Raw genomic sequence first — 12525 nt, forward strand, 5'->3', positions numbered from 1 at the left:
CGGCCGGGCCGTCACAGCCAGGCGGGGTCGGTGTCGAGGGTGGTGCGGTCGAGGGAGGACAGCAGGTCGAGCTGCGGGCCGGTGCGCGGCAGCTCGAAGCGCAGGAAGTAGCGGGCCGCGGCGCGCTTGCCGTCGTAGAAGGCGCCGTCGCGCCCGTCCGCGGCGAGGAGCTGCTCCAGCCACATCCAGGCGACGACGATGTGCCCGGCGGCCTCAAGGTAGACCGAGGAGTTGGCGAGCGCGACGGCGGGGTCGCCGGTGCCCCACAGCGTCGCGGTGACCTCCAGCAGCCGGTCCAGCGCGGCGCCGAGGGCGCCCGCGTACTCGGCCTGGAGGGCGTCGCCGGACGCGGCGCGGGCGACGGTCGCGCCGATCGTCTCGGCGAGCACCGCCAGCCCGGCGCCGCCGTTCATGACGACCTTGCGGCCGAGCAGGTCCAGGCCCTGGATGCCGTGCGTGCCCTCGTGGATCGGGTTCAGCCGGTTGTCGCGGTAGAACTGCTCGACGTCGTAGTCGCGGGCGTAGCCGTAGCCGCCGTGGACCTGGATGGCCAGGCTGTTGGCCTCCAGGCACCACTGCGACGGCCAGCTCTTGGCGATCGGGGTGAGCACGTCCAGCAGCAGCGCGGCGCGCTCGGCGTCCACGCCGGTGTCCTGGTCGTCCACGAGCTTGGAGCAGTACAGGCCGAGCGCGAGGGCGCCCTCGACGTAGGACTTCTGGGCGAGCAGCATGCGGCGCACGTCGGCGTGCTCGATGATCGGGACGACCCGCCCCTTCACCCGTCCCTGCGTGCGGACCCTCGCGTACTCGACGGCCTGGAGGTAGCCGGTGTAGCCGAGGGCGGTGGCGAGCATCCCGACGCCGATGCGGGCCTCGTTCATCATGTGGAACATGTACGCCAGGCCCTGGTGCTCCTCGCCGACGAGGTACCCGGTCGCGCCGTCGAAGCCGAGCAGGGTGTTGGTGGTGCCGCGCATGCCCATCTTGTGGTTCAGGCCGACGAGGTTCACGCCGTTGCGCTCCCCACCCGGCAGCACCTTCGGAACGATGAACAGCGAGATGCCCTTGACGCCCGGCCCGCCGCCGGGCGCCTTGGCGAGCACCAGGTGGACGATGTTCTCGGCGAGGTCGTGCTCCCCGCCGGAGATCCACATCTTGCTGCCGGTGATCCGGTAGGTGCCGTCGGCCTGCGGCTCGGCCTTCGTCGTGATGTCGGCGAGCGAGGAGCCGGCGCCGGGCTCCGACAGGCACATCGTGCCGAAGTAGCGGCCCTCCAGCATCGGCCTCACCCACTGCTCGATCTGCTCGGGCGTGCCGTGGTGGGCGATGAGGTTGGCGTTCCCGACGGTCAGCAGCGGGTAGTTCGACGTCCCGGCGTTCGCGGCCTGGAACCAGATCATCGCGGCGCGCGCGACGGTCGCGGGGAGCTGCATGCCGCCGAGCTCCTCGTCGAAGGAGGCGGCGGTGAAGCCCGCATCGGCGAATCTGCGGAGCGCCGCGCCGACCTCGGGCAGCACCTCGACGGACCCGTCCGCGCGCATGACGGGCTCGTGGTCGTCGGCGGCCCGGTTGTGGGGGCGGAAGTCGCGCTCGGCGATCTCGGCGGCCAGCTCCAGGACGGCGTCGAAGGTCTCCCGCGAGTGCTCGGCGAAGCGCGGCCGCTCCGTCAGCGCGGTCACGTCCAGCCACTCGTGGAGCAGGAAGTCCAGGTCCCGGCGGGACAGGATCGGCGCCGTCATGCGTCCTCCCGGAGATAAGCGATCGCTCAGATCCTAAGCGCTCGCTTAGAATGGGCGGACCACCGCACCTCGCCAGGGAGCCCGATGCCGCAGGACTCGACCGCCGCGGCCCGCATCCGCCGGGCCGCCACCGAGGCGTTCGGCGAGCAGGGCTACGGCGGCACCTCCACCCGCGACATCACCCGCCGGCTCGGCCTGAGCGCCGCCGCCCTCTACCCGCACTACCCCTCCAAGGAGGAGCTGCTCTACGCCATCAGCCTGGACGGCCACCGGGCGGCGCTCGCCGTCCTCCGCGCCGCCGACGACCCGGCTGCGCCGCCCGCCGCGCGCCTGCGCGCCGTCGTCGCCGCGTTCACCGCCTGGCAGGCCCGGCAGAGCACGCTCGCGCGCGTCGTCCAGTACGAGATCCGCGCCCTGTCGCCCGAGCACTACCGGACCGTCGTCGCGATCCGGCACGAGACCTCCGCCGTGCTCGCCGCGATCATCGAGGCGGGCCGCGCGGCGGGCGACTTCACCGTCCCCGACCCGGCCGGCGCCCTCCTGGCGATCTCCTCGCTCTGCGTGGACGTCTGCCGCTGGTTCCCCGCCGGCGCCCACGACGACCCCGACCGCCTCGCCGCCCTCTACGCCGACCTCGCCGCCCGCATGCTCGCCTGACGGCGATACCGCCGGGTTCCGGCACACGTTGCGGGCGGCCGGATCCCCGGCCTGCGGCAGGCGACACTATTTACTCAAGCGCTTGCTTGCTACCTTGATCAGATGGCCGGTGCGCGGCGGACCGCAGCGGCTCCGGCCGAGCGCCTGCCGGACCGCGTGGCGATGGGCGTGCTGCTGTCGCTGTTCCCGATCCCCCTGCTCGACGACGTCATCCGGGAGAGCGGCCGGGCCGACCTGCGCCGCCGGGCGCTGCCCGCCCGGCTCGTCCTCTACTACGTGCTCGCCCTCTGCCTGTTCCCCGACCGCAACTACGAGCAGGTCATGCGGCTCCTGCTGGACGGGCTGTCCTGGCGCTCGCACTGGCTGCGCTCCTGGGAGGGCACGCCGAGCGCCTCGGCGCTCAGCCGGGCCCGCGAGCGCCTCGGCGCCGACCCGCTCCGGCTGCTGTTCGAGCGCCTCGCCCCGGCGCCGCCGCGGCGCCCGGGACCGCGCTTCGGCGGCCTGCACGTGCTGTCGCTGGACGGCATCGCGCTCGACGTCGCCGGCAGCCGCGGCAACGCCGCGCTCGGCTACCCGGCCCCCGCCGCCCGGTTCCCGCAGGTCCGGGTGGCCGCGCTCGCCGACGCCGGGACGCACGCGCTGCTGGCCGCGACGCTCGGCGCGGCCGCGGTCGCCGAGGAGGTCCTCGCCGCCCGGCTGCTCCGCACGCCCCGCCCCGGCACGCTGCTCGCCATGCCGTTCGCGGCCGCGCCGCCCGCGGCGCTCCGCGCGGCGGCGGGCCGCGGCCACGGGCTGCTGCTCGGCGCCCCGGCCGGGACGCGGCCGCCGCCCGGGCTCCGCGTGCGGGCCCTCCCGGCGGCGCGCGGCGTCCTGTTCACCACGCTCCTCGACCCGCAGCGGGCGCCGGCCGAGGCGCTGGCCGCCTGCTACGCCGAGCGCTGGCGGATCGCGCCCGCGCTGTCCTGGCTGCGCGCCGTCCCGGCGGGCGGCGCCGTCGCGCTGCGCTCGCGCGACCCGGAGACGGTGGTGCAGGAGGTGTGGGCGACGCTCTGCCTCTACCAGGCGATGAACGCCCTGACCTGCCAGGCGGGCGAGCGCCGCTGGTGCGCCTGCCGGCCCGCGCCCGGGGCGCGCTGATCGCCCAAGCGCTTAGCGCAACACTTCTTCCGGCGCCCGGAAATGCATTCTTTAAACCTGTATTGACCGGTTTTATGCCCTTTCTTACTCTGGCGGCGTTCCCCGTATTTCGAAGGAGTGACCGATGAAACACCCCCGCGAACTGGCCGCTGTGATGGCCGCCTCGGCCGCCGCCGTCGCGGTCGCGGCCTCGCCCGCCGCCGCCGCCCCGCCCACCGTGATCCACGTCAACAACGCGGCCGGCGCGGCCTACAGCGGCAGCGTCCGGCTGACCCTGACCAGCCCCGTGTCGGTCACCACCTCGCTCGGCACGGCGAGCTGCAACCGGGGCAACATCGACGGGACGACGACCTCCAGCGGCGCCCTCACCGTCTCGGCCTACAACTTCTACAACGACCCCGGACCGGCCTGCACCAACAGCGCCGGCGGCTCGTCCACCACCACCCCGGTCGGCCTGCCCTGGACGGGCGGTGACATCAACTGGACGGGCTCGGCGGGGACGCTGCGCATCAACAACATGCAGGTCACCTCGACCAGCAGCACGATCTTCGGCAACATCGTCTGCAACTACCGCGGCAGCGGCACCGGCAACAGCATCACCATGGCGGTGACGAACTCGACCGCGTCGACCCAGCTGAAGGCGACGGCCACGAACATCTCGCTGACCAAGGTCAGCTCGGGCAGCAACATCCTCTGCCCGTCCACGGCCACCTACAGCGCGGGCTTCGACGTCAACGGGCTGGCGTCCGGCGTCTACAACGTCAAGCTGTTCCTCAGCTGACGAGGGGCCGGGTCCGCCCGCACGCGGGGAGGGCGGGTCCGGCTCAGCCGCGCGTCCGGCTCAGATGAAGGCCAGCACGACCAGGACGAAGAGCAGGAAGAACCCGGCGATGGCGCCGCCCAGGATCACCGCGAGGATCCCGCGGACGACCTTGACCCTGGTCTCCTCGCCCTCGCCCTCGGGACCGGGCCCGGCGGGCCGGCGGCCTTCGGGCGGGCGGCCGCGCCCCGGGGGTCGCCGCCCGTCGGGACGCTGCGGCGCCGGCCGTCCCCCGCGCGGGTCCCGTCCCATGGGAGGGGGCGCACCGCGTTCGGACATGCGACCGTTCATGGACTCCCGCTCCTCGCCTGCTCACCGCTCTGCCCAGCGCGCCGTCCGGCGGGAAGGACGCCGCCGGAGGCACCCCCGACCCTACCTTCGGCCGGGGCCGTCCCTGCACGCTAACGCGCAGGGGCCGGTCCGGGGAGGGCCCGCGGGCGGGCCGGCCGTCACATGGGGCGCTTGGCGAGCGCCTCCTCCAGCCGCTGCCGCGCGCGGGCGGCCTGGCGGGCGCGGTAGGCGATGGGCATGTAGCGGAGCCGCTCGGGCAGGTGCGGCGTGCTGCGGCCGATGAGCTGCCCGACCGTCCGCAGCCGGCGCTCGTCGGCCCGCGTCCACGACACGCCGAGCTTCTCGCGCGCGCCCGCGGGGAGGGTGCCGACGGTGATGAGCCGCTGGACCCGGCCGCCCGCCATCGCGACCGGCGCGAGGATGCGGCGCCAGGGGTCGGGCACCGTCGGCGGGACCTTGTCCAGCGCGTCGATGACCTCCAGCGCGACGGTGTGCGGGACGAGGGTGTTCGCCACCATGTCGTCGAAGTACGCCCAGTAGTCCTCGACGCCGGCGGGGAACATGCGCTCGGGCACCTGGAGGATGCGGCCGAGGTTCAGGAACTCGTCGTAGACCTGCCGCTCCTCGTCGGGAGTCAGCGGGGCGGGCGCGAAGTAGCGGGCCGCGACGACCGCGGCGTAGAAGCCGGTGAGGTGCACCCACGCCCAGGCGTCCGCGGACAGCGCGTGGTGCCGCTTGCCGTCGGCGTCCACGGCGCTCAGCGGCTTGTGCATGCGGCGGAGGCGGCGGCCCTCCTCGACCGCCTCCTGCCCGCCGTACACCCAGGTCTGCACGGAGGCGAAGCTGCGCGCGGCGCGGCCGAGCGGGTCGGTGCGGAAGGTCGACAGCTGGTCGACGACGGTCCCGATGGTCGGGTGCATGGACTGCAGGATGAACGCGCTGTTGCCCGCGACGGCCCCGCTGTAGAGGCCCATCATGTCCCACAGCAGGGTGCCCGGCCCGAAGGGGACGGGCTCGCGGACGGCGGGCCGCTCGGCCGGCGCGTCCGCCGGGGTGCCTTCGACGACGGTCATGGCGGTGCCTCCCTGCGACGGCGGTCAGGGGTTAAGCTAAACGCGAATAAGTAGTCGCTTACAAGTCGCGTTCGCCCGAGGAGGACCGATGGACCGGCCACCTGCGCGCTCGCTCCGCCGCGTCCCGCAGCAGGACCGCTCGCGCCGGATGGTCGAGCGCATCCTGGACGCCGCCACTCGCGTTCTGTCCGAGCACGGCTACGACGGCGCGTCCACCAACCGCATCGCCGCCGCCGCGGGCATCAGCAACGGGTCGCTCTACCAGTACTTCCCGCACAAGGACGCCATCGTCGCCACCGTCCTCGACCGCTTCGCCGACCACCTGGCCGATCAGCTCGGCGCGCAGATCGAGGCGAGCCTCGGCGCGCCGTGGCAGGAGGCCGGCCGCGCCCTGCTGGAGGCGCAGATCGGCCTGTTCGAGGAGCACGCCGACCTGCTGCGCATCATCGTCGAGCAGGTCCCGCGCCTCGGCCCGCTGGACAAGCTGAACGCCCTGCAGCGCCGCCTCACCGACCTCGTCCGCGTCTACCTGCTGCTGAACCGGCGCGCCTTCCGCGACGACCTGGACGTGGACGCGGCGCTGTGGATCCTCGCCGAGACCGTCGGCACCGTCTCCATCCGCTACGTCCTCGACCGGCCGCCCATCCCCCGCGAGAAGATCATCGATGAGCTGGCGGCGCTCGTCGTCGGCTACATCCGCGCTCAGGAGCCGCCGGGCAGCACCGGCCGCATGAACGTCCGGTCGTAGCGCAGGACGCAGCCGCTCTCGTCGCGGATGCGGTCCGCCTCCACGAAGTCGGGGTCGGACCCGAACAGCGCCCGGTACTCCTCGTAGGCGGCGAGGCTCGGGAAGCTGAACAGCGCGAGCGCGGCGTCGCTCGCGCCCTCGGCGGGCAGGAAGTAGCCGTGGTGGGTGCCGCCGTGCCGCTCGACCAGCTCCATCCAGCGGCGCCCGAACCGCTCGAACGCCTCGATCTCGGCCGGGTCGATCACGTAGTGGACCACGCAGGTAATCATCCGCCGCATGCTAGGCGCTCGGCACCGCCCCGGTCTCGGCGAGGAAGCCGCGCAGGACGCCCGCCAGCTCCTCCGGCCGGTCCTCGGGGATCAGCGTCCCCGCGTCCTCGATCTCGACGAGGCGGCCCTGCGGCAGCAGCTCGGCGAGGCGCCGCCCGTGCTCGCGCGGCATCATCGCGTCCCGGCCGGCCCACACCACGAGCGCGGGCCGGTCGAAGCCGCGCAGCGCCTCGCTCCATTCCAGCAGCGTGCGGCGCGACGGGGTGCCCGTCGCGAACGCGCGCAGGTCCCGGCGGATCGCGCGGCTGCGCCGGGCGGGCTCGAACCAGGCGTCCAGGACGTCGTCGGGGACGCGGCTGCGGGCGACGGCGCCCCACGTCCGCCGCCCGTGCCGGAAGTAGGACGTCCGCAGGAGCTGCATGAGCAGCCACACCCCGCCGGGCGCGCGCGTCAGCAGGACCGCGGGCCGCGCCGGCGGCGGCGGGAAGTTGTCGAACGCCTCGCAGGCGACGAACACCAGCCGCCCGATGCGCTCGGTGCGGCCGAGCGCGACGACGAACTGCGCGCCGCCCCAGTCGTTCATCACCAGCGTCGCGTCCCGCAGGTCCAGGGCGTCGAGGAAGTCGGCGAGGATGGCCGCCTGCCCGATCTGCGACAGGTCGGTCCCCGGGCGCATCGGCGTCCGGTGGGCGCCGAGCGGCAGCGTCGGCGCGATGCAGCGGACGCCCTCCAGCAGCGGCACGACCTTGCGCCACTGCAGGTGGTTCATCGGGAAGCCGTGCGTGAGGACGACGGCGGGGCCCGGCCCGCCGGTGTCGGTGTACTCGACGGGTCCGGCGGGCAGTTCGGCGATCGGCATCGGCGCTCCGCTCTCTTGAACGATCATTCAAGAACTACCATCCGGAGAGGGCGCGAGGGAAGGGGATCCGCATGGCCGCACCGAGGGGCGACACCCGCGAGCGCATCGCGCGGGCCGCCGGCACGCTGTTCCGGCGGCAGGGCTACAGCGCCACCGGCCTCCAGCAGATCGCCGCCGCGTCCGGGGCCCGCATCGGCTCGATCTACCACTTCTACGCGGGCAAGGACGCCCTCGCCGAGGAGGTCGTCCGCTCCGGCGGCGCCGCCTACGGCGCGCTCGTGCTCGCCCTGCTGGAGGACGGCCCGGACGACCCGGTCGAGGCGCTCGGCGCCGCGTTCGCGCAGGCCGCCGCCGACCTCGCCGCGTCCGGCTACGCCGACGCGTGCCCGATCGCCACGATCGCGCTGGAGGTCGCGAGCACCAGCGAGCCGCTGCGCCGCGCGACCGCCGACGTCTTCGCGTCCTGGCTCGACGGGCTCACCGCCTGGTGCCGGCGCGTCGTGGACGACCCCGACGGCGCCCGCGACCTCGCCACCGCGGTCCTGACGTCCCTGGAGGGCGCCTTCATCCTCAGCCGGTCCCTCCGCGACCCCGCCCCCCTCCTCGCCGCCGGCCGCTCGGCCGCCCGCCTCGCCGCGGCGGTCCGCACCGCCTGACCGGGCGGCCGGCGCGATGAGTTCCGGCCGTCCCGCCGGTCCGTCCTGCCATGGAGACCAGAACGCTCGCGCTGCCCGGCGCCGACCTCGTCCACGACGTCCGCGGCCCGCTGCCGCCCGCGGACGGGCGCCCGCCGCTGCTCATGATCGGCCAGCCGATGGACGCGAGCGGCTTCACCACGCTCGCGTCGCTGTTCCCCGACCGCACCGTCGTCACCTGCGACCCGCGCGGGCTCGGCCGCAGCGTCCGCAAGGACGGCCGCACCGACCACGCGCCCGAGACCCAGGCCGCCGACCTGCACGCCCTCATCGCCGCGCTCGGCGCGGGCCCCGTCGACCTGTTCGCCAGCAGCGGCGGCGCGGTGACCGCCCTCGCCCTGGTCGCGGCCCACCCCGGCGACGTCGCCACCCTCGTCGCGCACGAGCCGCCCCTCATCCCCGTGCTCCCCGACGCCGCGGCCGCCGCCCGCGCCCGCGCCGCCGTCCGCGACGCCTACGAGGCCAAGGGCGCGGGCACCGGCATGGCCGCGTTCATCGCGATGGCCTCGTGGCAGGGCGAGTACACCGACGCCTACTTCGCCCAGCCCCTCCCCGACCCCGCCGCCTTCGGCCTGCCCACCGGCGACGACGGCACCCGGGACGACCCGCTCCTGTCCGACCGGTCCTGGGCGGTCAGCGACCACCGCCCCGACATCGGCGCCCTCGCCGCCGCCCCGACCCGCATCGTGATCGCCGTCGGCGAGGAGACCGGCGACACCTTCACCGGCCGCACCTCGGCGGCCCTGGCCCGCCTCCTGGGCCGGCCGCCGGTCGTCTTCCCCAGCCACCACGCCGGGTTCCTCGGCGGCGAGCACGGCCGGGCCGGCCGGCCCGAGGCGTTCGCCCGCAAGCTGCGCGAGGTCCTCGGCTAGCCGCCGGCCGCGCGCTCCACGTAGGGGCGCAGGGCCGCGCGCAGCCCGGCGGCGTCGGGCGCCTCGGCGACGGCGCCGCCGGACCCCGCCGCGTGCCGCGCCGGGCACGCCCCGCCGCCCGCGACCGAGGCCCGCCCGACCGGCCGGGCCGTCCTCGCCTCGTACACCTGCACGGTGTATCCGGTCCTCATCAGCGCGACCTTCACCGCCTTCTCCGGATCGACGGGAACCCCCTGCACGTAGGAGTACAGGCAGGTGCGGACCACCTGCGGCCTGGCCGGGCCCTCCCGATACAGGCAGGCCACCAGCTGCGGACGGGCCGCGTCCCACCCGTCCGGAACCTCCACGTCCCCGGCGTACCTCAGCCCGAGCGCCACCGGATGCGGCCCGGCGCCCTGGTACGGCGCGGCGTCCTCCCTGTACCGGGTGTCGGACCGCGCCGCGCCGCCCGCCTTCTCCGGACAGAACTCCGCGACGGGCGCCGGCGGCGCGGGCGCGTCGTCCAGCCGCCCCGCCAGTTCGATCCCGCCCAGGATCGCGACGACGCCGGCGCCGAGGATCCCGAAGGCCCACCGATCCGACCTACGCATACCGTCCAGGACGCACCACCGCCCCGCCCCGTGACAAGTCCCACAGGCGCAGCGGAGCGCCTCCCGGACGAGAAGCGGCGACCCTTGCCGCTAAATAGACCGGTCTGTATATTTTGGCCATGCGCCACCACCACCTGAACTGCGGAACCCTGTGCCCGCCCGGCGGGCGGCTCGTCGACGGGACGGGCGGCGTCCTCGCCTTCGCCCGGAACGTGTGCCACTGCCTCCTGCTGGAGACCGACGACGGCCTCGTCCTGGTCGACACCGGCCTCGGCCTGGACGACGTGCGCGACCCGGCCGGCCTGAACCCGGCGTTCCGGCGGATCGTCCGCCCCGTCCTGGACGAGCGGGAGACCGCCGTCCGGCAGGTGGCCCGGCTCGGCCACGACCCCCGCGACGTCCGGCACATCGTCCTCACCCACCTGGACCTCGACCACGCGGGCGGCCTCCGCGACTTCCCGCACGCCAGGGTCCACGTTCACGCCGCGGAGCTGGAGGCCGCCCGGCGCCCCCTCACGTCCCTGGAGCGCTCCCGCTACCGCTCCGCGCACTGGTCGCACGGCCCCGACTGGTCACCGCACGCCACCGCGGGCGAGGACTGGTTCGGCTTCACCGCCGTCCGCGACCTGCCGGGCCTGCCGCCCTCGATCCTGCTCGTCCCCCTGGCCGGCCACACCCGGGGCCACGTCGGCGTCGCCGTCGACACCGGCGGGCGCTGGCTCCTGCACGCCGGCGACGCCTACTTCAACCACGCGCAGCTGGAAGCCGAGCCGTCCTGCCCGCCGGCCACCCGGTTCTTCCAGACCCTCATGCAGGCCGACCGCACCACCCGCCTGCACAACCTGCGCCGGCTCAACGAGCTGGCCCGCACCGGCGCGGCGGACATCTTCAGCGCGCACGACGGGACCGAGTTCGACCGCGCCCGGCTCAGATCTTCGTGATGCAGATCGTCTTGTCGTCGGTCTGCCACGAGTAGGTGAACATCCCGCCGTCCTTGGGGCAGTCGGCCTTGCGGCCCGGCCCCAGGATCCGGGAGACGCGGTACTTGGCGTCCGGGGAGTCGCACTTGACGATCTCGGTCTTGTTCAGGTCGGCCATCATGCCGCCGTTGTCCAGGCAGTCGCCTTCCTTGGCCCCGCTGGCCGGGTGGCCGCAGGCGGTGAGCCCGGCGGCGACGGCAACGACGATCACCGGCACGAGAGTACGACGCATCACGATCCGCCTTTTATGTCCACGATTGGCGCTGGCGGCAGATCAAACCACACCTGTCGTAGCTCAGACCCCGAGATCCCCAAGGATTCCCCGACCGCTTCGTGCCACTCCCCGGAGGCCTGATCGACGCACCCCTCAGATCAGGCCCGCGGCCCGCGGAGTTCCCGGACGGAGCCGCCTGCCGGACCGACCGGAACGCGGCCACGAAAGGGACCGCGCTCCATGCGGCCCCGGCGGATCCGCGCGACCGTCAGACCGGCCGCGAGAACAAGACAGATCACCGAGAACCCCGCAGACGCGATCGACCCGCGGAACTGCGCCGCCCCAGGACGGCCCTCCCGGACCCCGCTGACCTCTGACCCCTCGGCGAGGGCGTAGTAGATCTCGACGCGGTCCCCGACCTTGTACCCGGAAGCCAGCTCTTCGGTCCGGACCGTGCGAGCCCGCCCCGACCAGTCGGTGTGAGTCAGCCCGTAGTCCGTTCCGTACTTACTGCTCGTGCTCTTCGCGACCACCGTCGCCCAGGCCCGAGCGTGCGAGCGTGCGAGCGCTGGAGATCAGCACCCTCCGCGCGGGGAGGCACTACGCCAAGAAGACATACCAGCATCATGCACACTTCCCACCCAGAACGGCGGGGCGCGGCGCGGGAACGCAAAGGGCCGGTTCCGAAGTCGGAACCGGCCCTTGTCACGGGTGGAGCTGAGGGGATTCGAACCCCTGACCCCTTCGATGCGAACGAAGTGCGCTACCGGACTGCGCTACAGCCCCGCGGACTCCGTAAGGTTAGCAAACTCCGGCCGGTCCTCGCGCCACCTATAACGGCGGGTCACTCCCCGACCGCGCGGCGGTCGGCCGCGTACTGGTCGAAGACCTCCTCCTCGGCCAGGGCGGTGAGCTCGATGATCTCGGCGTGGTCGGCCGGGTCCGGGGTCTCCTCGGCGGCGCGGGCGGCGGCCGCCGCGGCGGCGGCGCGGGCCTCGCGGGCGGCGCGGGCGGCCTCGGCGGCCGCCCGGTGGTTGGCGGCGTCCATGCCGACGGCGACGCGCAGCAGGGCCAGGTGCCCGGCCAGCAGCAGCACCGGCGGGACGGTGATCCACCAGGGCGCCAGGTCCGTCGGGACGAGGGCGAGCGAGGTCAGCAGGAGGAGGGTGAGGCCGGCCGTGCGGCGGCGGCGGCGGGCGATGACGGTGGCGCGCCTCGGGCGGCGGGGTGCGGGCGGCGGCATGGCGGTGGTGGTCGCGTCCTGTTCGGGCTCCTGCTCGGGCTCGTCGTCGAGGGCGGCGCTCTCCTCGGGGAGGGCTTCGTCGCCGCGCTTGTGCAGGAAGCGGGAGACTCCGGTCGCCTCGGTGTCGCGGCGGAGCCACATGGGTACGAGGACGATGGCCCAGACGGCGACGATGGCGAGGTAGAGGACGGCGCTGCTCACCGGCCCACCGCCGGTGTGCCCAGGGCACGCTGGATCGGCGGGCCGACATTCGGCACGCACACGTGCATTGGGAGCAGGGTCACGCCCCGCACGGTACGAGCCGGTGTCCGAGGTTGACGAGCATTCGGGGCGGTGTG

General features: G+C 74.3%; 15 protein-coding genes and 1 tRNA gene. 7 read left to right on the forward strand and 9 right to left on the reverse strand.

The features are described 5' to 3' along the window. Nucleotides 1–11 precede the first annotated feature (11 nt). The gene (locus tag K1Y72_RS04820) at nt 12–1739 is read right to left on the reverse strand and encodes an acyl-CoA dehydrogenase (protein ID WP_220163538.1); all 1728 of its coding nucleotides are present in this window, start codon (nt 1737–1739) and stop codon (nt 12–14) included. An 84-nt stretch (nt 1740–1823) separates the two neighbouring features. Here K1Y72_RS04820 and K1Y72_RS04825 point away from each other — a divergent pair, with 84 nt between their 5' ends. From K1Y72_RS04825 to K1Y72_RS04835, 3 genes are all read left to right on the forward strand, one after another. Beyond that, entirely contained in the window at nt 1824–2396 is a 573-nt protein-coding gene (locus K1Y72_RS04825) for a TetR/AcrR family transcriptional regulator (protein ID WP_220163540.1), read from the forward strand. Nucleotides 2397–2498: 102 nt separating this feature from the next. Then, nucleotides 2499–3533 (forward strand): transposase domain-containing protein, encoded by a 1035-nt coding sequence (locus tag K1Y72_RS04830; protein WP_220163541.1) that lies wholly within the window; start codon nt 2499–2501, stop codon nt 3531–3533. A 124-nt stretch (nt 3534–3657) separates the two neighbouring features. After that, nucleotides 3658–4314, forward strand: coding sequence for a hypothetical protein (locus tag K1Y72_RS04835; protein ID WP_220163543.1), 657 nt, complete (start codon nt 3658–3660; stop codon nt 4312–4314). Between the two features lie 60 nt (nt 4315–4374). Here K1Y72_RS04835 and K1Y72_RS04840 read toward each other — a convergent pair whose 3' ends face one another. Together K1Y72_RS04840 and K1Y72_RS04845 are read right to left on the reverse strand one after the other, a co-directional pair. Next, nucleotides 4375–4605, reverse strand: coding sequence for a hypothetical protein (locus K1Y72_RS04840; protein ID WP_220163545.1), 231 nt, complete (start codon nt 4603–4605; stop codon nt 4375–4377). Nucleotides 4606–4802: 197 nt separating this feature from the next. Then, entirely contained in the window at nt 4803–5717 is a 915-nt protein-coding gene (locus K1Y72_RS04845) for an oxygenase MpaB family protein (RefSeq protein ID WP_220163546.1), read from the reverse strand. Between the two features lie 88 nt (nt 5718–5805). Here K1Y72_RS04845 and K1Y72_RS04850 point away from each other — a divergent pair, with 88 nt between their 5' ends. Beyond that, nucleotides 5806–6465, forward strand: coding sequence for a TetR/AcrR family transcriptional regulator (locus K1Y72_RS04850; protein WP_220163548.1), 660 nt, complete (start codon nt 5806–5808; stop codon nt 6463–6465). On the opposite strand, the gene K1Y72_RS04855 is transcribed toward K1Y72_RS04850, so the two are convergent. After that, nucleotides 6420–6734 (reverse strand): NIPSNAP family protein, encoded by a 315-nt coding sequence (locus K1Y72_RS04855; protein ID WP_258571886.1) that lies wholly within the window; start codon nt 6732–6734, stop codon nt 6420–6422. The two genes, K1Y72_RS04850 and K1Y72_RS04855, sit on opposite strands and share 46 nt — an antisense overlap. A 10-nt stretch (nt 6735–6744) precedes the next feature. Continuing rightward, nucleotides 6745–7593: an alpha/beta fold hydrolase gene (locus tag K1Y72_RS04860; protein WP_220163551.1), complete on the reverse strand. Its 849-nt coding sequence runs from the start codon at nt 7591–7593 to the stop codon at nt 6745–6747. A gap of 71 nt (nt 7594–7664) precedes the next feature. Here K1Y72_RS04860 and K1Y72_RS04865 point away from each other — a divergent pair, with 71 nt between their 5' ends. After that, nucleotides 7665–8249 carry a TetR/AcrR family transcriptional regulator gene (locus K1Y72_RS04865; RefSeq protein ID WP_220163553.1) on the forward strand — a complete coding sequence of 195 codons (585 nt, stop codon included), beginning with the start codon at nt 7665–7667 and terminating at the stop codon, nt 8247–8249. A 50-nt stretch (nt 8250–8299) separates the two neighbouring features. Next, nucleotides 8300–9160 carry an alpha/beta fold hydrolase gene (locus tag K1Y72_RS04870; RefSeq protein ID WP_220163554.1) on the forward strand — a complete coding sequence of 287 codons (861 nt, stop codon included), beginning with the start codon at nt 8300–8302 and terminating at the stop codon, nt 9158–9160. Here the strand turns inward: K1Y72_RS04870 and K1Y72_RS04875 are convergent. Further along, a complete protein-coding gene (locus K1Y72_RS04875) occupies nt 9157–9750 on the reverse strand; it encodes a hypothetical protein (protein WP_220163556.1) in 594 nt (197 codons plus the stop codon). The two genes, K1Y72_RS04870 and K1Y72_RS04875, sit on opposite strands and share 4 nt — an antisense overlap. 119 nt (nt 9751–9869) lie before the next feature. On the opposite strand from K1Y72_RS04875, the gene K1Y72_RS04880 reads away from it, so the two are divergent. Next, entirely contained in the window at nt 9870–10691 is an 822-nt protein-coding gene (locus tag K1Y72_RS04880) for an MBL fold metallo-hydrolase (RefSeq protein WP_220163558.1), read from the forward strand. Here the strand turns inward: K1Y72_RS04880 and K1Y72_RS04885 are convergent. The 3 genes from K1Y72_RS04885 to sepX all read right to left on the reverse strand — a co-directional run bounded on the left by K1Y72_RS04885 (nt 10678) and on the right by sepX (nt 12388). Next, a complete protein-coding gene (locus K1Y72_RS04885) occupies nt 10678–10941 on the reverse strand; it encodes an LppU/SCO3897 family protein (protein WP_220163560.1) in 264 nt (87 codons plus the stop codon). The genes K1Y72_RS04880 and K1Y72_RS04885 overlap by 14 nt on opposite strands. Before the next feature lie 715 nt (nt 10942–11656). Continuing rightward, a tRNA-Ala gene (locus K1Y72_RS04890) sits at nt 11657–11730 on the reverse strand. Nucleotides 11731–11788: 58 nt separating this feature from the next. Beyond that, nucleotides 11789–12388, reverse strand: coding sequence for a divisome protein SepX/GlpR (gene sepX / locus K1Y72_RS04895; RefSeq protein ID WP_220163562.1), 600 nt, complete (start codon nt 12386–12388; stop codon nt 11789–11791). Between the last annotated feature and the right edge of the window lie 137 nt (nt 12389–12525).

The sequence above is a fragment of the Actinomadura parmotrematis genome (assembly GCF_019458805.1).
GTDB lineage: Bacteria > Actinomycetota > Actinomycetes > Streptosporangiales > Streptosporangiaceae > Spirillospora > Spirillospora parmotrematis.

What these genes read in the sequence shown, in the direction of transcription:
- K1Y72_RS04820 (WP_220163538.1), bottom strand. Translation starts at nt 1,739, where the DNA reads ATGACGGCGCCGATCCTGTCCCGCCGGGACCTGGACTTCCTGCTCCAC.
- K1Y72_RS04825 (WP_220163540.1), top strand. Translation starts at nt 1,824, where the DNA reads ATGCCGCAGGACTCGACCGCCGCGGCCCGCATCCGCCGGGCCGCCACC.
- K1Y72_RS04830 (WP_220163541.1), top strand. Translation starts at nt 2,499, where the DNA reads ATGGCCGGTGCGCGGCGGACCGCAGCGGCTCCGGCCGAGCGCCTGCCG.
- K1Y72_RS04835 (WP_220163543.1), top strand. Translation starts at nt 3,658, where the DNA reads ATGAAACACCCCCGCGAACTGGCCGCTGTGATGGCCGCCTCGGCCGCC.
- K1Y72_RS04840 (WP_220163545.1), bottom strand. Translation starts at nt 4,605, where the DNA reads ATGGGACGGGACCCGCGCGGGGGACGGCCGGCGCCGCAGCGTCCCGAC.
- K1Y72_RS04845 (WP_220163546.1), bottom strand. Translation starts at nt 5,717, where the DNA reads ATGACCGTCGTCGAAGGCACCCCGGCGGACGCGCCGGCCGAGCGGCCC.
- K1Y72_RS04850 (WP_220163548.1), top strand. Translation starts at nt 5,806, where the DNA reads ATGGACCGGCCACCTGCGCGCTCGCTCCGCCGCGTCCCGCAGCAGGAC.
- K1Y72_RS04855 (WP_258571886.1), bottom strand. Translation starts at nt 6,734, where the DNA reads ATGATTACCTGCGTGGTCCACTACGTGATCGACCCGGCCGAGATCGAG.
- K1Y72_RS04860 (WP_220163551.1), bottom strand. Translation starts at nt 7,593, where the DNA reads ATGCCGATCGCCGAACTGCCCGCCGGACCCGTCGAGTACACCGACACC.
- K1Y72_RS04865 (WP_220163553.1), top strand. Translation starts at nt 7,665, where the DNA reads ATGGCCGCACCGAGGGGCGACACCCGCGAGCGCATCGCGCGGGCCGCC.
- K1Y72_RS04870 (WP_220163554.1), top strand. Translation starts at nt 8,300, where the DNA reads ATGGAGACCAGAACGCTCGCGCTGCCCGGCGCCGACCTCGTCCACGAC.
- K1Y72_RS04875 (WP_220163556.1), bottom strand. Translation starts at nt 9,750, where the DNA reads ATGCGTAGGTCGGATCGGTGGGCCTTCGGGATCCTCGGCGCCGGCGTC.
- K1Y72_RS04880 (WP_220163558.1), top strand. Translation starts at nt 9,870, where the DNA reads ATGCGCCACCACCACCTGAACTGCGGAACCCTGTGCCCGCCCGGCGGG.